The organism is Ktedonobacter racemifer DSM 44963, assembly GCF_000178855.1.
Taxonomy (GTDB): domain Bacteria; phylum Chloroflexota; class Ktedonobacteria; order Ktedonobacterales; family Ktedonobacteraceae; genus Ktedonobacter; species Ktedonobacter racemifer.
Genome location: NZ_ADVG01000001.1, coordinates 2,383,611 through 2,409,123, shown reverse-complemented (window position 1 = coordinate 2,409,123; position 25,513 = coordinate 2,383,611). Strand labels below are relative to the sequence as shown.

At 55.3% G+C, this 25,513-nt stretch carries 24 protein-coding genes and 2 pseudogenes; 10 read left to right on the top strand and 16 right to left on the bottom strand.

What is annotated here, in order from left to right; all coding sequences use genetic code 11:
- Positions 1–75: 75 nt before the first annotated feature.
- From KRAC_RS10445 to KRAC_RS10425, 8 genes are all read right to left on the bottom strand, one after another.
- Positions 76–420 carry a helix-turn-helix domain-containing protein gene (locus KRAC_RS10445; protein WP_040442254.1) on the bottom strand — a complete coding sequence of 115 codons (345 nt, stop codon included), beginning with the start codon at positions 418–420 and terminating at the stop codon, positions 76–78.
- A 156-nt stretch (positions 421–576) separates the two neighbouring features.
- A complete protein-coding gene (locus KRAC_RS10440; RefSeq protein ID WP_007906748.1) occupies positions 577–1,923 on the bottom strand; it encodes a branched-chain amino acid ABC transporter substrate-binding protein in 1,347 nt (448 codons plus the stop codon).
- 648 nt (positions 1,924–2,571) lie between these two features.
- Positions 2,572–2,691 carry a helix-turn-helix domain-containing protein gene (locus tag KRAC_RS79405; protein ID WP_083814587.1) on the bottom strand — a complete coding sequence of 40 codons (120 nt, stop codon included), beginning with the start codon at positions 2,689–2,691 and terminating at the stop codon, positions 2,572–2,574.
- Positions 2,692–2,708: 17 nt separating this feature from the next.
- A complete protein-coding gene (locus KRAC_RS71050) occupies positions 2,709–2,885 on the bottom strand; it encodes a helix-turn-helix domain-containing protein (protein ID WP_169460876.1) in 177 nt (58 codons plus the stop codon).
- A 122-nt stretch (positions 2,886–3,007) separates the two neighbouring features.
- Complete coding sequence (locus KRAC_RS10435; RefSeq protein WP_007906746.1) at positions 3,008–4,744, bottom strand: CocE/NonD family hydrolase; 1,737 nt, start codon at positions 4,742–4,744, stop codon at positions 3,008–3,010.
- Positions 4,741–4,938, bottom strand: coding sequence for a hypothetical protein (locus tag KRAC_RS10430; RefSeq protein ID WP_007906745.1), 198 nt, complete (start codon positions 4,936–4,938; stop codon positions 4,741–4,743). Before KRAC_RS10430 ends, KRAC_RS10435 begins: the two co-directional genes overlap by 4 nt.
- A gap of 24 nt (positions 4,939–4,962) precedes the next feature.
- The gene (locus tag KRAC_RS75760; protein WP_244422002.1) at positions 4,963–5,208 is read right to left on the bottom strand and encodes a Rossmann-fold NAD(P)-binding domain-containing protein; all 246 of its coding nucleotides are present in this window, start codon (positions 5,206–5,208) and stop codon (positions 4,963–4,965) included.
- 19 nt (positions 5,209–5,227) lie between these two features.
- Positions 5,228–5,848 carry an SDR family NAD(P)-dependent oxidoreductase gene (locus KRAC_RS10425; RefSeq protein ID WP_244422000.1) on the bottom strand — a complete coding sequence of 207 codons (621 nt, stop codon included), beginning with the start codon at positions 5,846–5,848 and terminating at the stop codon, positions 5,228–5,230.
- Positions 5,849–6,102: 254 nt separating this feature from the next.
- Between KRAC_RS10425 and KRAC_RS10420 the strand changes: the two genes are divergently transcribed.
- The 4 genes from KRAC_RS10420 to KRAC_RS10405 all read left to right on the top strand — a co-directional run bounded on the left by KRAC_RS10420 (position 6,103) and on the right by KRAC_RS10405 (position 8,664).
- The gene (locus KRAC_RS10420) at positions 6,103–6,513 is read left to right on the top strand and encodes a MerR family transcriptional regulator (RefSeq protein ID WP_007906744.1); all 411 of its coding nucleotides are present in this window, start codon (positions 6,103–6,105) and stop codon (positions 6,511–6,513) included.
- A 754-nt stretch (positions 6,514–7,267) separates the two neighbouring features.
- Positions 7,268–7,669 (top strand): DNA-binding transcriptional response regulator, encoded by a 402-nt coding sequence (locus tag KRAC_RS10415; RefSeq protein ID WP_007906742.1) that lies wholly within the window; start codon positions 7,268–7,270, stop codon positions 7,667–7,669.
- Between the two features lie 48 nt (positions 7,670–7,717).
- Positions 7,718–8,077, top strand: coding sequence for a hypothetical protein (locus KRAC_RS10410; RefSeq protein WP_007906741.1), 360 nt, complete (start codon positions 7,718–7,720; stop codon positions 8,075–8,077).
- A gap of 299 nt (positions 8,078–8,376) precedes the next feature.
- Positions 8,377–8,664 carry a hypothetical protein gene (locus KRAC_RS10405; protein ID WP_007906734.1) on the top strand — a complete coding sequence of 96 codons (288 nt, stop codon included), beginning with the start codon at positions 8,377–8,379 and terminating at the stop codon, positions 8,662–8,664.
- Positions 8,665–8,686: 22 nt separating this feature from the next.
- On the opposite strand, the gene KRAC_RS10400 is transcribed toward KRAC_RS10405, so the two are convergent.
- Positions 8,687–9,253, bottom strand: coding sequence for a hypothetical protein (locus KRAC_RS10400; protein WP_007906733.1), 567 nt, complete (start codon positions 9,251–9,253; stop codon positions 8,687–8,689).
- A gap of 251 nt (positions 9,254–9,504) precedes the next feature.
- Between KRAC_RS10400 and KRAC_RS10395 the strand changes: the two genes are divergently transcribed.
- The 4 genes and pseudogenes from KRAC_RS10395 (at position 9,505) to KRAC_RS10370 (ending at position 14,391) form a co-directional block, all read left to right on the top strand.
- Positions 9,505–10,263: a TrmB family transcriptional regulator gene (locus KRAC_RS10395; protein ID WP_007906732.1), complete on the top strand. Its 759-nt coding sequence runs from the start codon at positions 9,505–9,507 to the stop codon at positions 10,261–10,263.
- A gap of 21 nt (positions 10,264–10,284) precedes the next feature.
- Positions 10,285–11,538, top strand: coding sequence for an adenosylhomocysteinase (locus KRAC_RS10390; protein WP_007906730.1), 1,254 nt, complete (start codon positions 10,285–10,287; stop codon positions 11,536–11,538).
- A gap of 431 nt (positions 11,539–11,969) precedes the next feature.
- Positions 11,970–13,510, top strand: a pseudogene (locus KRAC_RS65665) (nuclease/transposase family protein).
- 116 nt (positions 13,511–13,626) lie between these two features.
- A complete protein-coding gene (locus KRAC_RS10370) occupies positions 13,627–14,391 on the top strand; it encodes an NAD-dependent epimerase/dehydratase family protein (RefSeq protein WP_083814586.1) in 765 nt (254 codons plus the stop codon).
- A gap of 475 nt (positions 14,392–14,866) precedes the next feature.
- On the opposite strand, the gene KRAC_RS10365 is transcribed toward KRAC_RS10370, so the two are convergent.
- From KRAC_RS10365 to KRAC_RS10355, 3 genes are all read right to left on the bottom strand, one after another.
- Positions 14,867–15,760, bottom strand: coding sequence for a carbohydrate ABC transporter permease (locus KRAC_RS10365; RefSeq protein ID WP_007906728.1), 894 nt, complete (start codon positions 15,758–15,760; stop codon positions 14,867–14,869).
- Positions 15,761–15,830: 70 nt separating this feature from the next.
- Positions 15,831–16,775, bottom strand: coding sequence for a carbohydrate ABC transporter permease (locus KRAC_RS10360; protein ID WP_007906727.1), 945 nt, complete (start codon positions 16,773–16,775; stop codon positions 15,831–15,833).
- Positions 16,776–16,838: 63 nt separating this feature from the next.
- Positions 16,839–18,146, bottom strand: a complete 1,308-nt coding sequence (locus KRAC_RS10355) for an ABC transporter substrate-binding protein (protein ID WP_007906726.1) — start codon at positions 18,144–18,146, stop codon at positions 16,839–16,841.
- Between the two features lie 823 nt (positions 18,147–18,969).
- Here KRAC_RS10355 and KRAC_RS61250 point away from each other — a divergent pair.
- The gene (locus tag KRAC_RS61250; RefSeq protein WP_007906724.1) at positions 18,970–19,653 is read left to right on the top strand and encodes a hypothetical protein; all 684 of its coding nucleotides are present in this window, start codon (positions 18,970–18,972) and stop codon (positions 19,651–19,653) included.
- 85 nt (positions 19,654–19,738) lie between these two features.
- Positions 19,739–20,002 (top strand): annotated as a pseudogene (locus tag KRAC_RS75755) (IS6 family transposase); the annotation flags it as partial.
- Positions 20,003–20,268: 266 nt separating this feature from the next.
- Here KRAC_RS75755 and KRAC_RS10345 read toward each other — a convergent pair.
- The 4 genes from KRAC_RS10345 to KRAC_RS10335 form a co-directional block, all read right to left on the bottom strand.
- Positions 20,269–20,610, bottom strand: coding sequence for a hypothetical protein (locus KRAC_RS10345; RefSeq protein WP_007906723.1), 342 nt, complete (start codon positions 20,608–20,610; stop codon positions 20,269–20,271).
- Positions 20,611–20,652: 42 nt separating this feature from the next.
- Positions 20,653–20,985 (bottom strand): LysR substrate-binding domain-containing protein, encoded by a 333-nt coding sequence (locus tag KRAC_RS61245; RefSeq protein WP_075164198.1) that lies wholly within the window; start codon positions 20,983–20,985, stop codon positions 20,653–20,655.
- Complete coding sequence (locus KRAC_RS65660) at positions 20,906–21,220, bottom strand: helix-turn-helix domain-containing protein (protein ID WP_244422117.1); 315 nt, start codon at positions 21,218–21,220, stop codon at positions 20,906–20,908. Before KRAC_RS65660 ends, KRAC_RS61245 begins: the two co-directional genes overlap by 80 nt.
- 237 nt (positions 21,221–21,457) lie before the next feature.
- Positions 21,458–25,204 (bottom strand): WD40 domain-containing protein, encoded by a 3,747-nt coding sequence (locus tag KRAC_RS10335; protein ID WP_007906714.1) that lies wholly within the window; start codon positions 25,202–25,204, stop codon positions 21,458–21,460.
- Positions 25,205–25,513 lie beyond the last annotated feature (309 nt).

Here is a 25,513-nt window from a genome sequence, read left to right as displayed (position 1 = left end):
TCGCGAGCGGCCCCGCCCATCTGAGCTCCCCCAGTGGGACACGCCGACACTCATCGAGTGTCGGCGTTTTTGTTTTTACGAAGGCTTGTGCCTCATGACCAACCGCCGAAGTGACTCGGGGTTGACGCCGAACTGCCGGGCCACCTGTCTCAGCGATATTCCCTCATCCAGTAACCGAAACGTCTCTTCCCGCTGCTCAGGCGAGAGCTTCTGGCTCGTCTGCCGCTCGATGCCTTCTTGCTCAACCAATCGCTGGATCGTTCCCCGTGAGGTGCCCAGCCGACTGGCGACTTTGCGAATGGACATCTCGGGTTGCTGCAAGAGCTCGATCGCCTCTTCTCGCTGTGCGGGCGAGAGGCTCGGGTGTGTGAGCGGTGGGAGGTGCCTGGTGGTGATGTCCCGTTTGGGTGGACAGTACAATGATGCTTGTTTTTATGAGGTTATTCTCGCAGAGTGGTCCGCTCGGCTGTCAAGTTGACAATGGTGGCCCATATTGCAATGAGTGACAAAAGGCTTCCGGGCATTTTTCTATCCCGATGCCCAGAAGCCTTCCAAGATGGGGCGAGGAGTAGGGGGTTATTTGGCGGCCACCTGGTCTACGAACTTCCAGGTATCTTTGCCGTTGACAGTAGCAACTTGCCAGACGGAGATGACCTTATTGGTCGTATCGCCGTTTTCGGTGAAGCTGTGGTGGCCGGTAACGCCGTTATAATCCGTTTTTTGCATCGCTGCGATGACGGCCTCACGGAAAGATTTGCCGCCGGCGGCGTCATTGGAGTCTTTAGGCGTTTGAGCACCGTCGGCGAGGGCTCGTTTGATCGCTTGCAGCAGGATATTCATGCAGTCATAGCCAGCAGCGCTGTACGCTCCATAATCGTTCTCGCCATATATGCGATTATAGCGTGTGATAAAGTCTTTCGCCGAGGGGAGTATGGTTTCATTCACCTTGGCGATGGTGGCGAAGGTTGGACCACCCGTTGAGCCGACGACCTGGGCGAAGACCGGGTTTTCGATGCCATCGCCACCGCCAAAGGCCAGGCTAGCGGTTCCAGAGTCGTTGAGCAGTTGTTGGCGTAACTGGGTACCACCCTGACTATCGGTGCCGCCGTAGAATACCAGGTCGGGTTTAGCGCTTTTAATATTAGCAATGGTGCCACCATAGTCATTGCTCTTCTGCTTGCTTTCGCGGTTCCCCACGAGTTGCCCTCCCAGTTTTTGCCACTCGTTGCTAAAGATGTTTGCCAGTCCAACACCATAGACCGTCGTATCGTCTATAACGTAGACTTTCCTATAGTTTCTTTTCTGATACAGGTAATCCGCCAGGACTGATCCCTGGTGATCGTCCGTCGTCGCGATGCGGAAATAGGTTACCTTTCCAGTTGGGCGCAGTATGGGCACCTTATCCTGTGCCCCGGTGCAGTTAACCGAGGGTCCGCGTTGTGTTAAACAGGTATTGGTGTTGGAAGGGCTAATTAAGGTAATGGGGGCTTGATTGGCAATGGGCATCTCCGCCTGTGCTACTGAACTATTAAATGGTCCTACGATGCCTGCCACGAGGGCATCATTAATCAGCGCGGTAACATTATTCTTCCCCATATCAGGATCAAAGGTTCCCTGAGCTCCAACGTCGTCTTTGGGAACAAATACGATGTTATATCCAGGGATCAGATGCTGCGCATTTGCTTCCTGGACTGCCATCTCTGCCCCATCCTGCGCGGGCTTGCCATTGGGGGTATCCTGTCCCGATACCGGGAAATCAGTGGCTACTTTGATGGTTGTGGAGCCTTTGCCGCCTTTTTGACTTCCCGTGGCGACTGTGGGTCCGCAGGCGGTAAGGAGCAGGAGCAGTATACCAAGACTCACTATTGTCGTCCTTTTCAAGGTGCTGGTATGCGACCGCTGCCGTTGTCTATCGATTCTCATATTGCCTTTGCCTCCTTTAAAAGTAAGGGTCAAAAATCAATTATGATCATTACTTTTGAGTATAAGAAGAGTAAGAGGCGTTGTCAAGGCGGATAAGGGGATTATCGACTTATTTGTAAAAATGAAAGATACCGATGGCCTATAAGGAAAAAAGAGATGGGAAGCCAATGAGAAGTGGAGTGGTCGGTGTGGTTATGCGGCCTGCTTGCCCCCAGTCACCCGCGTTTCATTGCTGGAATCGGTCGTGCAAATTGGCACGGCACTCCCGGGCACACAAATGATGTTTTCGTGGTTGAAATGTCTAGCGATGACGTTTTCGGTGTAGAGATCAGAATGTCATTGCGACCAGCAAACAACTTCTCACTGGGGATCAAGGCCAGGTGCGACCGGTGGTTCGTCGCCCGTCGGTTCCGTTTGAAGAAGAAGCCTTGACACGTTGACAAAATCAACCAGTGTCAAGGCTTCTTCTTGTTCAGCCGTCGTCAGAAAAAGGGGAGAATTCTCTGTTAATAGAGCATATGTTTGCCATGCTTCAATTCTACAACTCTCGACAAAACAGGCTTCTAGAAACAAGCACACAATGGTACGTGGAGGCGTTTCTAGCTCTCCACGTACAAGAAATCCCTGGCACAAATCTAAACGCCCACCTCACCCATTGAGGAGCTTCCCCAAAGCCTGACGACTCACGCCAAACTGGCTGGCTACCTTACGTATAGAAACCCCTGCGGCAACTAATTTACGTGCTTGTTGCTGCTGCTCAGGTGCCAACTTCCTCTCAGTAGGCGTTAGCTTTTGTCCCTTGGGGCCAGTTCCACACCCGCACGAAGCGCCAACCGCCGTATCGTCTCATGAGCTACACCGAAACGACCGGCCACCTCGCGAAATGGTACATCAGATTGTAGCAAGGCCAGCGCCTCTTGCTGTTGCTCAGGAGTTAACTTCATACCAGTAGACGGCAGCACTCCACCTTCTCTCTGTGCCAACCGACGCAACGAACGTCAATCGGAGAGGAGATGGGCAATTGACTGGTGCATGCAACCCCAGAGAGCGTATGGCTCCTCTCTCCCCTCATTCGCTCGGCACCTCAGTTCCGCACAATCACGGGCAGGACAAGGTAGGAGGGATGCGCGCTCTCGTGATAGACGCGGTTGACCGCCTGCACGAATTCCTTCTCGGTTTCCGTCTCAATCGTGCCACCCGTATTACTATTGCGATCAAAGCGCGGGAAGTTGGAGCTGCTAACCTCCAGGCGGATGCGGTGCCCGGCTTTGAACAGGTTAGAGGTCGCCCACAGGTTCAGGCGCAGTTCGTAGATCTGCCCCGGCTCCAGCAACCTGGGCTCAGAGAATGACTCGCGGTAGCGGGCGCGCAGAACGCCGTCGGTCAGGATTTCGGCCCGGCCATTGGGATACACATCGACCAATTTGCCGGTAAAGTCGGTATCGCGTGCCGAGGAGGAGATGGAGAGCACCAATTCAATGGGGCCGGTCACCTCCACCGGCTCCTCCAGGACAGGCGTGCTATAGCAGAGCACATCCTCACGTGCTTCCACGCTGCGTTGATCGCGCGGCCCCTGATCGAGGCCATGAGACAGCAGAATGGCCCCTCCCACTGTCGGGACGGGCCGGCGTGGGTCGTAGAGATAGACATCCTCAGCCTCCTCTGCGGGTGCCTCGGTCGAAAGCTTCCCATCGCCTGCTGCGGTGTTGGCATGGCCGCTGCTGTGCAGGTAGTAGGGACGGAACTGGGTATCGGGCAGCGGCCAGTCTTCTTCCTCGCGCCATTGATCCAGTCCCATCACAAAGATCTTCACCGGCTTCTCCTGTTCCACGCCGTTGTCCTCGCCTTTGAGCCAGTGGTCATACCAACGCAGTTGCACCCCGACGAGATCTGCCGCATCACCACTGGCCATCAGACCGTACGTGCGTTCTGGAAAGACGCCGGTCATCCCTCCATGTGACCAGGGGCCGATCAGGAGCCGCTGGTGCTGGCGCGCCAGAGCACTTCCCCCGCGCTGCTTCATTCCGGTATAATTCTCAAGAGTCCCACCCAGGAAAATGTCATACCAGCCACCGATATTGAGCGCGGGCACCGTGATCTGCTCGTAGTATTCCTTGTGGGCCATCCCGCGCCAATAGTCATCGTAGGTGGGGTGGGCCAGCCACTCGAAATAGGAGGGAGCGAAGTCGTGCAGCAGAGGCATATCTCCCAGCGGGAGACGCTCGAACTGGGCGGGGACATTTCCCATCATCTGCATGAGCGCATCCATGTGTTCTCTGCTGGCTTTGCCCAGGCGTCGTTGCCGTTGCAGTTCCTCCGGTATCATGCCCAGGGACCAAGACAGGGAGATACCTAACTCGAAGACCCCGCCGGTATGACGCCACGGAGCCTGGTAATAGTCAGAGGTGGTGATGGCAGGGGCCATAGCTCGCAGCGCCTCTGGCTGCTCTCTGGCCAGTAGCCACTGGGTGAAGCCCAGGTAGGATCCCCCCACGGTGCCGATCTGGCCCGTAGACCAGGGCTGTTGAGCAATCCAGGCTACGGTATCGGCTCCATCGTTCGCTTCATTGACGATGGGGGTGAATGCGCCCTCCGAGGCAAAACGCCCGCGGCAGTCCTGGAACACGACGGCGTAGCCTGCCTGTACCGCCCGTGAGGCGTCCATAACCGCCTGCATCATTATGGGCAGGTCTTTGTTGTAGGGCAAACGCGCGAGCAGCACCGGGACCGGTCCTCCCTCGGCAGGACGATAGACATCGGTGGCGAGGCTGACGCCATCGCGCATAGGAACCATGACGTTTTTTTCAATCAGAATATTCATCGTTGCACTCGTTCTCCTTTGCCCCATGTGTAAGCCAGCCCACGCGCTCTCGTATACCCCATTCCCGCAGTCACGAAAACGGCCTTCTCCTCTCTCTCCCAGATAGTGTTCACGCTTGTGTCTCCCCCTGGTTTGTTCCTCTCTCTAGGAGAGCGCTGCGCGAGAGCATCCGGGGGATCTTGTTGTGACGTCATACGTTCTCTCCTTGATCTTTTTTCTCAGAGAGCATGGGAAAGCTCGCTTTGACGAATCAACTCCTGGGAGACTTCCCAGAGACGGTGACGGATGGCGACATCATAGGAGCGCTGAGAAGAGGGTGTCTCCTTGCCTTGTTTGCTTTGGGAGAAGTATTTTCCACTCACGCCCTCGACCTCCGGCGAGGTTGCCACGTAGAGCGTTGTCTGCGCCCCCTTCTCGGCATCTATTCCCATGATGAGGTAGAACAAGACCCCGATGGCATGCATAAAGCCTTTCATGCCGTTGTTAAAGTTGGAGCTCACCGGTCCGGGATGGAGTGCATTGACCGTGACACCAGTGCCTTTGAGCCGGCCAGCCAGTTCGTAGGTAAAGTAGATCTGCGCGAGCTTGGACTGGCCCATAGGCTTTCGTGGCGTTATACCTTCGTGTCCCTTGCAGATCAGCAAAATCAATGTTTCCGAGGACATGCCCGTTCGAACTCACATTCACGACACGTGCTGGTGCGCTCGCTTTCAGCACATCCAGCAGCTGTTCCGTGAGCAGGAATGGAGCCAGGTAATTCGTCGCAAAGGTGAACTCTAGCCCATCAGTCGTGACCTTGTGTTCGCTATTCACTCCTCCGGCGTTATTGATCAGCACGTGGAGCTGAGAGTACTTCTGTTTGAACTCGTTGGCCACGCGGCGTACCTGAGAAAGCTCTGAGAGGTCCGCGACGATCAGATCCACCTGGTCGTTCGAGCTTTCCTCTTTGATCTCGGCCTGCGCGGCTTCTCCCTTGGCCTGATTGCGGCAGACCATGACCACGGTCGCGCCCATTTTGGCCAGTTCTCTGGCTGTCACCTTGCCAATCCCTGAACTACTGCCTGTCACCAGGCACACTTTTCCCTGTATGCTGCTCGTTGCCATGAGATCTCTCTCCTCTCTGAATATGCGCGTTCTCTCCCAAAGGAGAGACATTCTTCCCATTTCTCCATGAAGCGCTTGTCGCACGACAAAATCGCCACCTCTTGTGACAAACCTCTAGGGAGACACTCGATGGTGCTTAGGTGAGTGAGAGTATTCCTCTTTCTTTCCTCCTCAAAGGTTATTGCCTCTTTGATGTCTAGAGTGTAAACTGTAGAGTAGGGTCTATAGTCAAGTCTTTTTTGGAGGAGTTTTCCATGCTCATCAAAGAATTGGAAAAAAAGACAGGTTTGACGCGTCACACCATTCGTTTTTATGAAAAACAAGGGTTCCTTGAGGAGCGCTCTTTCCGTCGCAAGGAAAATAACTATCGGGATTATTCCGAGGAGGCGGTTGGGTATCTCATGATACTCAAAGCAGGTCAGGCGGTAGGGTTTACGTTAGCAGAGATCAAAGAACTCATAGATGCAGATGAGGCGAATGATCTCCCTCTCCAAAGGAAAGTTGAGGTTATTCGCCAAAAGATGAAGGATATCGACAGGAAAAAAGCAGAATTAGACCAGATGCAGACATATCTCGCACAGATGTTGGCAGACAAGTTGGCGTGGATCGATGCCGAGGAAAAGGGAACTGCTCATGGTAAGATCTGCGTCATTCCTGGGCATTGACAGGCTGTCTTTCCACTGGGTGGAATATGCGCTCGTCTCACGACCGATCTCATAACTGTGCTCAGTGCGAGCAGGGGACTTAGTTATTGGCCTACCTCAGCTCAGGGGCCGTTCTATTCTATGGGGTGAGGAGTATCGCGACCCTCTTTCGTCTAAAACATATACCTGCCATCTTCTGTCAGGTTTCCGGCAGGTTCGGGCTCGCAGTCGGAATAGTATGTGAACGAAGTTATCTTCAATCCGGCGCTTCCCGCCAGGTCAACAAACCACCGTCAGTGACGAGAGGTCATGGCGCGCGGGTATTGTCAACTTAAAAAAATCTCTTGATGAGCTTTCCCCGCTGAACCTTCATTTGCGACCTTTCAGAGGGCCTTCTTTCGAGTTCATTTTGGGCTGACGCCCCACTTTTGTCTCGAATTTATGGTGATTAGCTCACCAATTATCGCTAAGTTGACAATACCTCGTCTCCGACGTTGGCAACAGCAATTGCACTCGCTCATCTCATCTCTTTTCATCTGCATCACACTGCGTTTACGCTGGGAATGAGCACCAGAAGAAAGCTTAGTGCTCAGATTGCTCTCAGCAACATCTCAGTTTTATTTTATGTCTGATGGTTATACTTCGCATGAAGCAAGAAAGCAAGTAAGAACAGTTTTTCCAGATTCCGTTGTTCCGATAGTGCAACATGGCTTCGCTACTCACCATCAGGGATATAACATACATTCCTCTCTCCTACAGGCAAGGATTCTCTCATATGCATATAGCAGTCATAGATGAAGCAGCTCTCATTCAAGACATGCTCCGCTCAGCTTTGGAACTCAGCGGGCATCAGGTCGAAACATACAGCACGGTGCCTGACCAATTCGCTCATTGTGACCTGATTATTCTAGAACCTGGTGAAGATGCTCAGGAGCTCATTCGTCTTCTCCCACTGCTACGCTCCCGCGCGCTCCCCATGCTGATTCTCACGTTCTACGAAGAAAATATTCTTCTGGCACACCTCAACGCATTCCCTGCTCTGCGTAAAATGCCTTTTGTGCTCTCACCCCTGCTTGCAAGGATTGAGCAGTTTGGCCCGCAAGGCATGCACCAACAGCAACACGATGCTTGCTCACCGATCCCGCTCCTAAAGGGACCTAGGCCCCTCTGCGAGTAGCCGCCTCTGCTCACAATGAGCAGACGATCCAAAGAACAGGAGAGTATCATGAGACCGGAACCACGACAACGTGACCCACAGGTGCCGACAACGAGCGCCCGCTCAAGCACGCCTGGACCCTCCTGCACTTGGCAGGAACGTCTCCCACCTGAAGAATACCTTCTGCTCTCCTGCTCTCCGTTCCTTGATACGTTCGCGATGGAGAGTATCGCTACCTCTCTGGTTGGCATGCAATTCTCTCAAGACAGTAGATCCTATGAAATTGTTGCCGGACGGGTTGATCGCCAGACACACCAGATCTATGGTATCTGTCGGGAAATAGATGCGTCCGCCTTGTTTGCCTCATTCAACTCACCATCAATCACGCCTCATTGGATACGGCAAGACGAGGAATGCATTGGTAAATGAGAGGAGCACCACCCCGTGCTTCCCGGCAGACCTTGCCCATGCTCTCCTCCCGCTCCGTTGTCTCCAGAGGAACACAAAAAAGCATCATGGGGCCGCAAACTGGCGAATGTGGCCCAACATGTCGTGATCTACCAGGAGCAGGGGGGTGATGACGCACGTTGCACGAACCTCTACTCCGAAGTACCACCATATTCCTTGGCAGGTAGAAAGAAGCTGTTTGCATTGAAAGGACGCGGCAGAAGTGGCGTGATTGTCCTTCGGAGCGGAATGAAGATGTGTGCTTTGTGATATGCTGTTTGATGTTGTTTGATGTTGTTTTAATGTATGTCAGAGAAAGTGGGGAAACCATGAATAATGGTGAGCAGAAGCGGAGAATGGTGCTTTTTCGCCAGTATAGAGAGCTATTTGGCGATTTGGTGAGCGATGGCGCGTACATGGTGGGCGATACCATTACGCTTGTCAATGGGATGAAGGGGGAAGTGATTTGGAAGTATCATATTCCCAGAGATGATGTGGTTTACGTTTTGGATGATGATACTGGTTATCTGATTGGGATCACGGCAGATGGCATCGCAGGCGGAGCATAATCTTACGCAATGGCTCTCTCTTTTAGACGACACAACGTACCACGTTCGGCCACTCAGAAACAGGGATTTTCCATTGCGCCTCGTCTGGGCCTGGGTGTCGCCGAGTAAGGGAAGTAATGGCTGGATTATAGAGCGCCTGGTCAAATGGATTATCAGAGTGGGCATAATCAGCACTCGATTTCGGTGTAGAGATCAGAATATCATCGCGACCAGCGAACAACCTCTCGATGGGGATCAAGGCCAGGTGCGACCGATGGTTCGTCGCCCGTCGGTTCCGTTTCGACCAGTGAATTGCTACAAGCAGCTCACTGGTTTCTTTGTGTTCAAAAACTCCTTGAAGCAGACAGAAAATGGGCAGGAATGCCGGGCGCGGTTTGAGCGCGGCAATCATTTTCAATTCGGTATCATAAAATAGTCCCTCTGGCTCCAAGAGAATGGTGATCATTTCATACCGCTCTTCAGGTGTGGCAACATCCCACAGAGCGGCCATACCTGGGAGGTGTTCACCTGCATCTATCACCTCGTCGTAGGTGACTCCCCCCACCTCTGGAACATCAAGCTTTTTGAGTGCGAGGGCGATCGCTGCCATTTCACCATTGAACTCTTCCTCCTCATTTTTCTCCAAACTTCACATGTACACTCAAGGGCGAAGAATCATACGCGATTTGCATCTTCTCCATGGTTTTTCTAGAGAGTTCCCAAAATTGCTAGGATCTTGACCTACCCTCTGCATAAGTAGCGCCTAGCGATTGCTGTCCCTATTCCTCCATCCCTTGCGGTCACCTTCTTTTGGGTGTATACTATTAACCACTAGAGTGGTTAATAGTTTTGGAGAGTGTTATGGATACGTTGCAACTGCTACAGCAGATAGGTCTGACAAAGTATGAGGCGGAGGCGTACGCGACGCTTGTCCAGTACGACTCAATGACGGGGTACGAGCTTGGCAAGCAGTCGCATGTGCCACTCTCGCGTATCTACGAGATCATCGAGCGGCTGGTGGAGAAGGGGCTGGTGCTGGTGCAACCTGGAGAGCCGCCGCGCTACCGTGCACAAGAGCCAGAGTACTTTCTGGGGCAAGTGCGCGCGACGATGGAACATACCCTCAATACGCTCGCGGCTTCCCTGACGCTACTGCACTCCAGGCAACCCAACGATGAGTTCTGGGTGGTGCGTGGCCAGCGCGCTACCCTTGAGCGCGTGCATCGTCTGCTGGGTGAGGCGCGAGAGGACGTGGACTTGGTCATGCCGGCGACGTATCTCGCAGAGATGCAAGAAGATTTGTGGCAGGCTCAGGAGCGTGGTTGTCGTGTCTACCAGGCCTCGACCACGACCATGAGCACACCCGATAGCGTGCTGGTTCTGTGTGACCGATGCCTGGCTCTGGTAGGTACGCTGAGTTCACAGGCCATCGTCACCTCCAATCCGGCACTTACACTCACGCTACGAGGCTACTTCGAGCACCAACGCCTGACAAACGATAACGCGCGCTCCAACGTTGTGTTGCCTGAGCGGGGAACTGCCTGGCTGGTGTGGGAGGAGCGCAAGCAGCGTCTGCTCTGGAACGTCAAGAACGCGTCTTCTCGCGCGACTCAACGCTAAATATCGGAAAGGATTCGACACGTGGATTACGATATTCGAGACATCGCCCTGGCTGCTCAAGGAAAGCGGCGCATTATCTGGGCCCAACAGCATATGCCCGTCCTGAGTCAGCTCAGCGCAGAGTTCGCCTCTGAGCGCTCTTTCGCGGGCAAGCGCATTGCGGCGGCTCTGCACATCACAACGGAGACGGCAGCTTTACTGATGGCCTTGCGCGCCGGTGGGGCGGAAGTGGCGCTCTGCGCCTCCAATCCGCTCTCCACTCGCGACGATGTTTGCGCAGCGCTCGTAGAAGAAGGGATTTCAGTGTACGCTTTCTATGGCGAGGACCTGGAGACCTACGGTCGTCATATCGAATGCGCGTTAGCCTGCGATCCTCACCTCGTCATGGACGATGGCGCGGACCTGATCGTCGCGCTTCACCAGAAGCCCTCGCGTGGGTCAACCGTTGCCGCAATTGAAGAGACGACAACGGGAGTGGTGCGCGCCCGCGCCCTGGCTGAGCAGAAGCTTCTGCGCTTCCCCGTAGTCGCTGTGAATGACGCGCCAACGAAGCACTACTTCGATAATCGCTACGGAACCGGGCAGAACACGATTGACGGCATCTTGCGTGCGACCAATACGCTCCTGGCAGGCGCGACGCTGGTAGCCGCAGGCTATGGCTGGTGTGGGCGTGGCGTGGCGGCGCGAGCGCGTGGCATGGGCGCTCGCGTTATAGTGTGTGAGGTCAACGCGACGCGGGCACTTGAGGCAGTGATGGACGGCTTCCAGGTGCTGCCCATGCTTCAGGCGGCTGAGCAGGGTGACATCTTTGTCACGGTGACCGGCATGGCAGATGTCATTCGGAACGAGCACTTCCAGCGCATGAAGGACGGAGCTATTCTGGCAAACTCGGGACACTTCAACGTCGAGATTGATATCGCGACCCTTGCAGACATCGCCAGCGAGCGGTCACAGATCCGCGAGCATCTTGAGGAGTATCGCCTGCCAGATGGGCGCAAGCTCTACCTGCTGGCCCAGGGGCGACTCGTGGGCCAGGTGGCAGCGGAAGCCAGCCCAGCAGCCATCATGGATCTCAGCTTCGCCGACCAGGCGCTCTGCACGCGCTATCTCCTGCAGGAGTACGAGCACCTAACACCTGATGTGCACGATGTGCCAGCCGAGATCGACGAGCGCGTGGCGGCGCTGAAACTGCGAGCACTGGGCATTGAGCTGGATAGCCTGAATGAGCAACAGCAAGCTTACTCGCGTTCCTGGCAGTCGGGGACAGTGGCGTAGGCTATGCGCGTCTTACAAAAAGTCGGGCTTGAAAGCCCCCGCGATTCCATCCGGGGGATAAAAAGCCGTTCCTTGTTTGGGGGGGAGGTGGGGGAGCAATCGAGGATGGTTTCTCCAAACTTGACAGGAGCCGCTGGTTGTAGTGCACTTGTTCTAATTTGCCGTGATCGGCACCGCGCTCTCGTTGGTGGCCGACATTCCCAGCAACGGGACTGATGCGGGGGTGAGTCGGACGAGAGAACCTCGTCCTCCCCCTGTGGGAACGCGAGACTGGACGATGCGGCGAAAACGGTGCTGATCGGGCCGGGACGCGATCGTTTTGCGCAGATGGCAGGGGACGTGAGCTTTTGCATGTGCACCCCATGCAAAAAGACAGAGAGAGGCTGAGCACCCCATGAAGCGAGCCCGCGACCCCAACGTTTCTCCTCGAAGTGCCCCTGCGCGTGGACTGGAGCCAGGAGCAGCGCTTGCGCGCTCACTTGGAGGCTGCTCGGCAGCTGTATAACGCGCTGCTTGGAGAAGCCAACAAGCGACTCAGGCGGATGCGTAACGATCCTGCCTGGAGCAAAGCCTGTGCCATTCCTCGTACTCACAGGCAAGAACGAACTCAGGCGTTTTCTCATATGCGCACAAAGCATCACTTTTCGGAGTACGCCCTGCATGAGTACGCGAAACGTGCTCGTGCCTCCTGGATCGCTGATCACATTGACAGTACCATGGCCCAAACACTGGCAAGCCGAGCGTATCACGCGGTAGAGTAGCGTCTGTGTGGGCAAAGCCAAACGAGTCCGCTTTCGCAGTCAAGGACGCGGCATCGATAGCGTCGAGGGCAAGCGCAACGATGTTGGCCTGCGCTTTCTCCTTGACCCAGGTGTGGGCGATGGAGGCTTTCTCCTCTGGAATACAGAAGTGATCCCGGCGATCATCGACTGGCGTGATCCTGTTGTCCAGCATGGTCTGCACCACCCCATCAAGTATGTGCGCCTGGTCCGCCGCAAAGCCTCCTCTCCACGAGCACAGGGCGCTGACCATGACGGCAACCACTATGTCGTGCAACTGGTCGCGAGAGGGTCATGCGTTCGTCAAGCCCAAGCACATGGAGGGAAGAACCGATACGATTGGTTTGGATATTGGCCCCTCCACGCTGGCGATTGTCCCGCGCGATGGCGACGCCGATCTTATGGCGTTCTGTGAGGGGCTGGTTCCTGATGCTCAACAAAAGCGGCGCTTGCAACGCAGGATGGAACGACAGCGCCGTGCAAACAATCCAGGAAACTACGACGAGATGGGACGCATCAAGAAACAGGGCAAAGCACGCTTGCCCTGGAAAGAGAGCAAGAGGTATCAAGCAACCAGGAGACAGCATGCCAACCTGGAGCGCAGACTCGCCGCGCACCGCAAAAGTCTCCATGGCAACCTCGCGCATCGCATTGCCCAGGTGGGTAATACCATCACCATCGAAAAAACCTCGTTCAAAGGATGGCAGAAGCAGTATGGTAAGAGTATTGGACTTCGCGCCCCAGGGCTGTTTCTAGCGCATTTGGCCCGCATAGTTGCAAAAACTGGCGGCACCCTGGGCGAAGTTTCTGCTTTCAAGACCAAACTGAGTCAGTATTGCCATCACTGTGGGCGGTATGTGAAGAAACCGAGATCACAACGCTGGCACCACTGCCCTTGCGGCTTAGGGCCGGTGCAACGCGATTTGTACTCGGCCTTTTTGCTGGCCCACCTGGAACCGGAACACACCACCCCCTCTGTCACCCAGCACGTCTGGGAAGGTGCGGAGCCGCGCCTGCGAGCCGTGATGGAGGGGCTGCAAAAACGTGCGAATGAGGGGCAAGTGCTGCCCCGAAGCATGGGCTTGCTGGCTTCTGGGAAAGCTGTCCGTGCCGGAGCGCGTCGGCTCGAAAGTCCTGCTTATCCCCACCAAGAGCCTTGTTCTCCGTCAGGTGAGCAAGGAAACGGTGGGTGAGCAACAGGAACCCCCGCGCATTCATGCCGGGGAGGTTTCAGTTACCGGAAACTCGGGGCTGCTTGGTAGCGCTATCGCTCAGGAGTTGACGGCGCCGGCAACACGAGGTCTATGGTATCGATCTGAGACTGGGACCCTGGACGGGGGAACTCGCCAACATTGGCAACCGCGAGGCGCTCTTCCAGCTGGCTCTGCGGGCTGACGTCGTGATGCATACCGCTTCGCTGCACCATCCAGACATGGCATGGCGCAGCGAGGCTGACTTTGTCGAGACCAACGTGAGCGGGACACTCAATCTGTTGGAGGCGGCGCGGGCCGCGGGCGTGAGACGCTTTGTCTACACCAGTACCACCTCGGTCTACGGGAAGGCGATGCGTTCGCGCCGGGGAGCGGTATGGGTGACGGAGGCGTTGCGTCCGCGACCGCGCGATATCTATGATCGGACCAAGCTCGCCGCCGAAGCGCTTTGCAAGCACTTTGCGCTCACGCAAGGCCTGCCGGCGATCTGCCTGCGTGTCGCGCGCTTCTTTCAGGAGTCGCCACGCGAGGTGGCGCTATACAGGGGCCTGGATGCGCGCGATGGAGCGACCGCTCATCTGCTGGCGGCCCTCAATGAGTCGCTCACCTTTGCTATCTTTAACATCGCCGCGCGCTCACCGTTCCAGTTGGAAGACACACCCCTCTTGCTACGTGATCCCGTGGCGGTCTTGCGACAACGCCTGCCTGAGGCGCTAGACGTGTTTGCTGGGCGAGGGTGGGCGCTGCCCGAGAGCATTGATCGTGTCTATGTCTCGGAGCGTGCGGAGCGTGCTCTGGGCTTCCGGCCCAATCACAACTTCCTTGAACATGTACGCGAGGTTGATATATCAAGGTTGGCCTAGGATACGTGTAGGGCTCGCTCGTGGTGATAGAGCTTTACACATACCGATGATCTGAGAGCTCCCTGCGCTACAGCGGCGGGGGGCCCAGGGGTTCGGCCCACACTTCCAGTCCTTCCCACCGCAGCAGGAAGGCTGGCTCTAGTGGTGGTTCCCTGAACTTTTGGGCAGACGTGCTCCAGCTCAAGGTATAGCAGGACGGTTTGGCTGATAGAGGAGCTGTTGATGACCCATTTCTAAGCGTTTCAAATGACAAAAATCGTAGTGACCGAAGGCTCGGAACCCGTCGGTTCCGTCTGAGCTCCCTCCAGTGGGACACACCGACACTCATCGAGTGTCGGCGTACTTTTTATTGCCGCTTGTGCCTCATGACCAACTGTTGGAGCGACTCCGGGTTCACAAGGAACGCGCCCTTCATCCCCATGTCTGAAGCATAGGGGCTTTCGGGCGCGGGGTCGGTATAGTAGTGTCTCTGGCCTTATTTTACAGCACCCTGGGTAAGACCCGCGATGAACTGGCGCTGGAATATAAGGAACATAAGAATAATAGGTAGCGAAGCCAGAACCGCGCCAGAGAGCAGAATTCCATATTGATAATCATATGGACCAACAAGGGCCGCGATTCCCAGGTTAGCGACAAACATAGATGGATCGGTAGTCACGACCAAAGGCCAGTAGAAGTCGTTCCATAAACCAGTGAAAGAAAGGATGCCTAGAACTGCTAGCCCTGGACGCACCAGGGGGAGGACGACGCGCCACCAGATGGCAAACTCGGATGCCCCATCGACGCGGGCGGAATCGAGAATCTCGTTGGGAACGGTTGTTGTATACTGACGCATCAGGAAGATTCCAAAGGCACCCACCGCGCGAGGAATAATCAACGACTGGTAGGTATTGAACCAGTGAAGTTCGCGAATCACCTCAAATTGTGGAATCTGCAAGACCTGTGGCGGGATGAGAAGCGTTACCAGCATAAGGGTGAAGAGGAGATTTTTGAGACGAAAGTCATATTTTGCGAAAGCAAAGCCTGCCAGCGAACTGAGTAGGAGCGATGTAATCGTACCGCCAATGGCTACAATTGCTGTGTTTAGCATCCAGCGTGCGAAGGGAAATTGCGTAAGCAAGGCCTTCATATTATCCAGGGTTGGGTTGCGTGGCAAGAGCGTAATCGGCGTACCAAAGATCTCTGTGTTAGGTTTGAAGGCGCTAAAAACCATATAGAGGAAAGGCACAACCGTCAGGATTAGCAGCAAAAGGAGCAGGAGGTTGACCAGCACTGAGCCAGTAATAAAAGAGTAGCGGCGTCTACGAGCAGCAGGCGAAAGCTGTGTTTTTGTCTTCGGTTCCTGAAACGTCGTATCAATGCTTGCCATGATGAGAACCTCTCTAAAGAACCCTGTGCGTGACGCACAGGCAAGGCACATAGCACAAACTATCTGGCTATCACGCTGCGTCTGAGGCTGTGGCAGTTCCATAACCACCGAATATCTTGATATTCAGAACGGAGAGGATGAGCAGCAGCAGCGTCATCGAATAGGCAATAGCACTCGCGTAGCCAACATTAAAGTTCTGGAAGCCCTGAGTGTAGACATAGAGCGTGATGGTTAGCGAGGCATCCGAAGGGCCACCACTGGTGAGCAGCAAAGGCTCAGCAAAGAGGTTATAAGAGCCGATAATGGCCTGGATGACGATAAAGAGCGTTACTGGCTTGAGCAGTGGAAGCGTAATGCGCCAGAAGGCCTGCCAGCGATTCGCGCCGTCAATCATAGCCGCCTCATAGTACTCTTTATTGATAGCATTGAGGCCCGCTATCCAGAAGAGTGTATTGATGCCAAGGTAGGTCCAGATGCCGATGAGGACAAAGGCTGGCATGACAACTGGTTGATCTGTAAGCCAACCAACCGGGGGAATACCAAACCAGCCAAGCGCTACGTTGAGCAAGCCGTATTGTGTATCAAGGACGCGCGCGAAGATAACCGTAATGACCACGGTTGAGGTAATGACCGGAAAGAAGAGGCCTATGCGGTAAAGTCCTTTCCAGCGCACGAAGAGGGAATTGATAGCCAGGGCCATGATCAGTGCCAGGGGGGTGAGGATAAACAGACTGCCAAGGGCATACTTCGTCGTATTGAGCACTGCAGTATAGTAGCGAGGGTCCTGAAAGAGGTGGATATAGTTGCCCAGGCCAAAGAAAGTCTTCTTATCGAAGCCAAAGCCTTTAAAGAAACTGAGCCAGAAGGAGTAGAGAATGGGATAGATCCCAAATATCAGGAAGAGAATGAAGAAGGGTGAGATGAAGATGTATGGAGCGAGCTTGCGTTGATTGCGACGCCACCAACTGCTACTCTGGCGAGGTCGGGCTATCATACCGGTATGAATCTGGGCCATGTGTAAACCTCCTTTGAGCATGGCATATGCGGATATTCTCAGGGGGCTAAATGGTACATGGTGTTAAGCAGTCTCGAAATTGATGATGCTCGAAGCCTCGCTATAAGCGGCTTTCAGCGCCGACTCTGGCGTGACGCCTGGCTGCTGTAAACAGGGCGTGAGCGCGATGCGTATAAAAGCATCGTTTGTCTCCGGCCAGTAGGGTGAGTTGTACCACTGATTAATCTCTGGAGAAACCTCTTTAATTACCGCACCCGCCCTCTGATTATCGAAGAACTTCAATGGCTCGCTTAATTTGGCCTGTTCCAGCGCGGGCTTATAGGTAGGCCAGGTCTGGCGTATCCCATAATCGCCAAGTAACGCTTCGATGCTCGTGTGTTCGTAGAGTATAAAGTCGAGGGCTTCCTCAACACTTGAAGAGGTCTTGAGCACAGTAACACCAGTACCGCCCTGCGTAGCGGTCCGCGAACCTCCCGTCTCCCATTGTGGAAGCGGTTGTAGATGCCATTTGCCAGCGGTATCAGCCGAATTCTGTTTTACAAAACCGCTAAAGTTCCAGGAAGGGCCAATGAGAGAGGCAAACGTACCATCGGAAACCTTGGCCCAGTAAGCCTGACCAATGGGGCGTATACCCGCCCAATTTTCGTTGATGGCCTGCTTCTGATAGCTAAGAGTGTTTAAAGCCTCGGAGGAGTTAAAGATAGGTTTGCCAGTGGAATCAAAGAAACCGCCTTTACGTTGAAGTACCTGTATCCACCAGTAGCCGGAGTCGTTGAAGGGGAAATCGATGAAATATTTGCCTGTAGCTTTTTGATAGCGGCGACCCGCTTCCGCAAACTCATCCCAAGTGTTTATGGGGGCCTTAATGCCAGCCTTTTCCCAGAGATCCCAACGGTAACTGAGCAGGCAGGTATTCAGTTCATTGCCAATACCATAGATCTTGCCCTTCCAGGACCAGGGATCGGTAGCCGAGGGATGATAAAACTCATCCAGGACTCCCATTTGCTGAAGCTTAGAGGCCATATCTACGAAAATGACGTCACCTTTTATGAAGCGCGCGAATTGACCAATCTCAATTTCAGCAATGTCTGGGCCGCCTGAGCCAGCCAGGGCAGTAATCAAGACCTTGTCGTGCATTTGCTGAAAAGGAAAGATCATCCAGTTGATCTCAAAGTCGGGTTTCTTCTCCTTCTTGTAGACTTCCCAGGCTTTTTGCTGCCATTGGATACGTGTGTTGGAGAATGCCCAGAAGTTGAGAGTCTTCTTGACTCCAGTATTGATAGCTGGCGCGCAACCGCTCAACAATAGACTGGCTCCAGTGGTCGCGCTTCCCACTGCCTTGAGGAAGGATCGTCGATGCATTGACTGCATATATGTACTCCTTCGTCCATATATTATCTATACGCATGAGCAGACAACAGCTCATCTACTACCATGCTCGAACTTCCATGTTGATTGGCATGAGCGACTGCATAATAGACAAGCAGGCAAGGTATACAAGAAAGATAACGTTTTCTAGATCGATTTGTCAAGCTTTTTAGTAGCGAATCGCGTGCCAAGACCATAAGAAGTATAATATCTCAGAATAAACGACACAATTAGTTCAGCTTTTAAAAGCATAAGCTGAACTAATTGTTGCTCAATATGGTTGTGTAGATAGAACACCACTAAACGGTGGAGGAGCATAAGACCCCTTTGTATAGGCGAACGAGAGGAGGAATGCCAGATTTCCCTGTGAGGAAAGGGGCGTGTCTTACCTGAAAGCTTGTCATCTGCAGCTTCGAGCAGAAGCCGAGAAGCAGCAGCACAGGGAAAAACGACCAGGATCATTCGAGAAAAACACCGTTTCATCTTTTGCCGAGCATACTGTTCGTGACGTCTGGGCTGTCAACAGGATTTATCACGTGTTTGAAACAAGGCAAGCCAGATAGGCCGATACCATCGGTTTTTGCTGCCGCTCCTCTGTTCTGATCAAAGGATACACTCTCAAGTGGCTTGGGAGTCAAGGCGCCTCTTCCTTGGCAAATTCTCTCAAAGACCTCCCTTGACGCAACACCATAATAGCCTGCTCTTGCTGAGAAAGTGTCAATGTGAGTAATTTCTGATTACGGCTTAGAATGTACGTAACAGTTTTTATAAGTGAGAACTCTTTAGTTGTGCTGTCTTTGCGAGTTATAAGAAAAGTTGTGATTACATGTTAAAGAGTGTTGAGATCCGTTGGTTTTTGTGTGGCAAGCTTGAAGAGGATATTTTAAAGAGATTTAAGAGTAAAAGGATAAAAGATGATATAGATCAGGTAAATCTAAGGAAGGATGTATATTTTGTATTGTGTGATACTGAGAGCATAGGGATGAAGATAAGAGGGTGTGGTGATTTAGAGGGAAGTAAGGACAAAATAGAAATAAAGTGGCGCCAAATGAGAGGGGAAACGATTCCTATCAATGGAAATAAGGCGTATGTAGAACATTGGATGAAATGGGGATTCAGTGACGAAGATGATGTAAGCCAATCCTTGTCTCAAATGTTACTGAATACTTCAAAGGAACCCATAAAGGATAATACAAAGAAGGCCTGGGTTACAGTTGAGAAGGCACGATATTCTCGTAAATATGAGTTGGTAGCAGGTACAAAGGTAAAAGATGTCCCAATACAAGTGTGCGTTAAAAATAGATGCACTGCTGAGTTGACTGCCTTGAAAGCCTTGGATCAAGAGTGGTGGACTCTGGGGTTTGAGGCAATCGGAGAGAATTTCTCTGCTATAGAGAATGCTATCAAGTACATTGCAGAGCATATTACTGCAGATTTAGGCTTCAATTCTCTGAAAGCAGAAGATTCATATGGGTATCCTAAGTGGTTGCATATCTTGAGATCGAAGTAGGTGTTATTATCAGAAAATATAGCTAGAAGGAGATATTGTATGACAGCTTATGGATCAAGTGTAGGACCCTATGGAGCTTTGAGCCCCTCGCGTCATCATCACTGATACGCTCAAAAGGTATGGGGCCGAGAAACGAGAGGTCCTGACTGGCGAGCAACATCGGCAGCACACATGCTTGAACCATCGAGCGGAAAATTCGCACCCCCTACACGATTGCGAGAGAAGGACATGCGGCGCTTCACATCAGCCCGCACAGACACAGCGCTTTCTCTCTGCGTTTGGCCTCATCTCTAGCCATTTCCAACCACGGCGTCACCCTCTGCGTGCCGGGGACTATCGTGCCACCTGACAAAGTCGATTCCAAACCTGGAAGAAGGTGGCTGCAGTCAAACGAGTCGCAGAGCCACATCGACCTCCCCACGCTTCTTGGCCTTCAACACCTTTTTCCGTGAGACCTCACCACTCTCTTCTATTTCTCCCAATACGTTGACCATACCTCTGCTACTTACTTGCAGCCCGAACGATACGCCTTATTGTTTCGTATGAGACGCTGTAATCGTCTGCAATCTTGCGTAGTGGTTCTTGGTTCTCAACAACACGGCGTATTACGTTCGATCATTCGGGAACAGGGATTTTCCATGGAGGCGTGTCTGGACCTGGACGGCGTTGCAATAAAGGAATGTCTACTTGATTACCAAGGGCTTGTTCAAATAAGGTACCAGATTGGGCATAATCAGCGCTCGATTTCGGGGTAGTGATCAGAATATCATTGCGATCAGCGAACAACTTGTCAATGGGGATCAAGGCAAGGTGCGACTGGTGGTTCGTCGCCCGTCGGTTCCGCTTCGACCAGTGAACTGCTTGTAGCAATTCACTGGTTTCTTTGTGTTCAAAAACACCTTGAAGCAAACGCAAGATCGGCAGGAATGCCGGGCGGGGTTTGAGTGCGGCAATCATTTTCGATTCAGTATCATAATAGAATCCCTCTGGATGCCGGAATCAAGGTCTCTCTTGCTCAAGCTGTTGGAAATACTGAATGACAAACGCTCGAAACTGCTGTGCCGCCTGCGAGAGGTAGTGCGTGGTGCGCCAGGCCAGTCCGAGATGACGCCGACAGCGCGGCTCTGCAATGGGAAGGATGCTGACCGGCTGTGCCGCGAGATACGGGGCACTGCGCACCATGAGGTGAGAGATAAACGTCACCCCCAGGCCAGCCATGACCAGGCCGCGAATCGTCTCGATCTCGTCGCCCTCAAAAACGACTCTGGGCGTAAAACCCGCCTGGCGACAGAAGCGGTTGGTCAGCTCCCGAAAGATATCCCCGGGCTTCAAACTGATAAAGAATAACCAGACGCCGGAGCGACTCGGGGTTCACGCCGAACTGCCGGGCTACCTGCCTCAGCGACACCCCCTCGTCCAGTAATCGGAAAGCCTCCTCCCGCTGCTCGAGCGAGAGCCTCTGGCTCGTCTGCCGCTCGATGCCTTCCTGCTCAACCAACCGCTGGATGGTTCCCCGTGAAGTACCCAGAGCACTGGCGACCTTCCGATTTCGAGGATAACACTGCATCGACTGATCAAGGTGCCCTCCACCAATTGCGAGCTGACCGCAAACCCCGCGTCCCACGGGGTGCGCAACAAGCAGGGTGTATAGCATGAATGGTTACGACAAGCCGTTTTATTCTTCTGGCTTGCTCGCTTGCTGATACCTTCTCGGACTCGCGTTCCAGGACGCAAGAGCGCAAATCGCTCAAGGCTGGTCCGGAGCTCATGACGAGAGCAAACATCTCGTTGCGCGCCCCGTGGGTTATGAGGCATCTCGGCAGGAGGATTTCCGTCGCCATCCCTCTTTCATCGAAAAGAGCACGCATGTGCTCTCGCCGATAGACGCTTTTTCGAACGCTCCCAACGTGCGCAGAGACGCCTTTTGTGCGTCGGAGAGCCCCCGGATGCCCGTGATGTCGAGCCGTTCGTAGGGGCGATCCCGCCGCAGCGTTCGAAGAGGTTTGCCTCGTTCGAGGTCCCAGAGCACAATCGCTCCATCATCACCGCTGCTCGCCAGCCTGCCTCCATCGGGACTCACCTTGAGCGCATGCACTGCTCCCTGATGCCCCTCTTGCACATGCACACACTCTCCGCTGTGGACCTCCCACCAGCGCACCTTGCCGTCCCTGCCTCCACTGATCAGCATCTGCCCATTGGGACTCCAGGTCAGCGCGGAGACTCCCCCCGGATGCCCCGTCAAGATGCGCACATATTCCCCATTGTGGGCATCCCACACCAACAGTTCCCCGTCCTCCTGCCCTCGGCTGCCACCACCAGAGGCCAGCCGGGAGCCATCGGGGCTCCAGGCCACGCTCATGACGGCTCCCTGATGCCCCGACAGCTGCTGGAGCAGCGTGCCATCAAAAGCGTCCCACACATACACGTGGCCATCACCGCCCCCGCCGACCAACCGCGTCCCGTCCGGGCTCCAGGCCACGCGACGGATCCAGGGAGGGAACTGTTGGCTCAGCCAGTGTGGGGAGCGCGCTGTCCCGTCCCACACCAGCACGCCTTGCAGAAGCGTTCCGCTCGCCAGGCGCTCCCCGTCCGGACTCCAGGCCACACCGGAGAAGACGGTGTCGGGGTGATCGAGATCCCGCAGGATCTGCACGCAGGTCCCGGTGGTTGGGTCCCAGAGCCGGATGGCATGATCCCACCCACAACTGGCGAGCAATCGTCCATAGGGACTCCACGCGACGCCGTACACGGTCCTGCTATGGCCGCGCAACACGCCTCGTGGCATCCCACTGGCCACCTCCCAGACGGTGACGTGCGTATCCGTGCCGCCACTGACGAGCTGGGTGGCATCCGGACTCCAGTCGAGGTCGTAGAGGGAGGCCGCGTAGCCCTGCAGGACGCGCAGCGACTCGCCACGCTCCACCTCCCACAGCCGTAGCGTGCCATCGTCACTGCCGCTGAGCAGATGGCGGCTGTCGGACGTGAAGGTCAGACTGTACACTGCGGCGCTATGGCCAGAGAGGACCACCCGAGAGCGGCCTCTCTGGACATCCCACAGTCGAATCGTGTGGTCAAAGCTGCCACTGGCCAGCGTGGCCCCGTCCGGACTCCAGGCCAGGCAGTGCACTCGCTGGGTATGTCCCTTAAGCGTTTGCACACAGCGCCCGCTGGTAAGTGCCCACAGCTTGACGGTCCCATCCCAGCTCGCGCTGGCCAGGACGCTGCCATCGGGGGAAAAGGCAAGCCCCCGCACCCAGTTGTTATGCCCGGCGAGTGCCTGTCTGTCGTGAGCCAGTCCAGTCGGTTGCCTCTTCCAGAGTTGAATGTGTCCATCAGAGCCGCTACTAGCGAGCCTGCGCCCATCGGTACTCCAGGCCAGTGCCCAGACCGCACCGGGATGGGACACGTCCTGGAGGAGAGTGCCCAGCTTCGGGTCCCAGACCCGGATGCTGGCATCATGTCCCCCACTGGCGAGCAGGTCTCCATCGGGGGAAAAGGCCAGGCAGACAATGGCGCTGGTATGCCAACCTACCCAGAGCAAGGCACGGCTTTCAATGTCCCACAGCTTGATGGTCCCATCCCAGCTCGCGCTGGCGAGCTGGCGTTCGTCCGGGCTGAAGGCAAGGGTCCAGACACTGTCCGCATGCGCCGACCAGACCAGGTGCAAGGTCTGGCCTGCCTCGCGCCACACCCGCACTTCCCCGCGCCCACTAGCTGCGGCCCAGTACTGTCCGCTCTTGCTGGTGGCGACTGCAGTGATGGCATCGAAGGTCTCCCGAAAGACGCTCTCCTGGAGATGCGACCCGGCAAGGGTCGCATCTTGCATCTCGACGCCTTGCAGATGCACGCCGCGCAGGGCCAGGTGCGAGAGATCCAGCCTACGCAGGTCCCCGCGCAGTAGCCGCAGTAGCGCCACCAGGTTCGCCGGGCCATACCCCTGGGCCTGTTCATCCCATGCGCGCACCGTCGAAAGCAGCTCGCGCAAGCGCTCCTCCACCTCCGCTCGCCCCCGATACACGCTCTTGAGGAGATCCAGCAGGGGAGTGAGCAGCAACCGCTCCTGCGTCTGTCGCACGTATTCCTTGGCCTGGGCTTGCGAGAGGCCATGCTCACGCAACAGCCGGAGCCTGCCGTGCTCGATCTCCTGTTTGGCCTCTGTGACCAGCCGGTCGGTCACGTACTCCAGCACCACCGACTGCAAGGTAAAGCTGCCAGCCCGTTGCCCCCGCTCGATGAGACTGCGCCGGCGCAGCCCATCCACGGCTTCCAACAGCTGCAGGGGCGCAAGCGGGGCCACCAACACGCAGAGGAGTTCCTCCAGGCTCACCGGCTCGCGCAGAATGGCCAGCCAGCCCAACACGGTCTGCTCGAGCGCCGAGAGGCGGGCATATTGCTCGTCCAGCAGTGCTCGCACCCCTCCAAAGACCGCCTCGCCTTGCCTCAGAAACGGGACAATCTCGCCCCCGAAGAGCTCCACGATGGTCTGCGCCACGATCTTTAAGGCCAGCGGGTTGCCCTGGTACACCTTGACCAGGCGCACCAGGTCCTGCGGGGAACCCACCACCTCTTTCTCTGTCAGGACCTGAGCGCCCGCCAGGTCGTCCAGTCCAGCCAGACGCAAAGCACGTACTGGCGAGCGCTTGCCTTCCAGGGGCCCGAGATCCGCCGGTTTCTCCCGGCTAGTCAGCAACAGGCAACTCTGGTGCCTGGTTTCCCCCATGAGTCGAAGGAGTTGGGCATAGCCTAGTGCTCCTGCACGTATGCGACCTGTGCCAGTCCCCTCCTCCAGGAGGGTCTCCGCATTGTCCAGCACCAGGAGGACCCGCCGAGCGCGCAGTTGCTCCATCAGCAGACGGAGGCGTTCTTCCAGGGCGTCCGGCACAGCTGACTGCGCTTGGGGATCAAGCACCTGGAAGCAGCTCTCCACCAGCGTGGCACAGGTGGGACTATCACGCAAGGAGCGCCAGATGACGACCTCGAACTGCCTGGCAACCTGGTGCATCACCGAGATGGCCAGCGCCGACTTGCCAATGCCGCCCATGCCCAGCACACTGACCACCCGGCAGCGGTCCTCTCCGATCCACCGTGCGAGCAAGGCCAGTTCCTCCTCGCGTCCATAGAAACTGGGCACATCGAGCGCCTCTCCCCAATCCACCCGTGGCCCACTTCCGGGAGCCGATGCGTTGGACAGGTCAGCGCTCAAGGGCCGTTGCACCGCACCTTCGCTTCCAGACGTGGCTGGTTGTCTGAGCAGTTCCCGCAGCCACGTCTCATCGAGCAGCACCTTCTGGTGAGCCGCTCGCCAGAAGGCGCGGATCGCCTCTTCCTCCTGTCCGGCGGGAAAGGCGCGTTGCTGATGAGCGAAGGCTAGCAGCACTTGCAGATGTGCGGTGATGGGATACGTCTCCCCTGCCTCCCATCGGCCAATGGCTTTGCGCGTGATGCCCAACCGCGCCGCCAGGCCCTCTTGCGTCAGCCCGATGCCGGTGCGCAGGGCCAGCATCCTCTGGCCGAAGACATAATCGCGTTCTCTGTGCGAGAACTGACTCATGAGTAGACTCCTTTGAACGGACTGCAGGAGGCTACTGACATGGGACGTGAAATGGGACGCGAAATGCGACCCGGTGAGTACTGCTTTCCTCGGCCTCTGCCAGTATACTGAGTCGTGTCGGATGTGCTCTATGCAGGTCCACACTGATGGCTGAGGGCCTCTTGACCTCTCACGTGCTTGCAGGTCCTCCCTTTGACGATTTGTCTCTATCATCATAGCAAATGTGCAATTACACGTCGAGCAGACAGCGTGTTGGGGGCGCAGGAAGCCAGCAAAAATCCTGCCTCACGGTGCAATGGACCGTAGAGT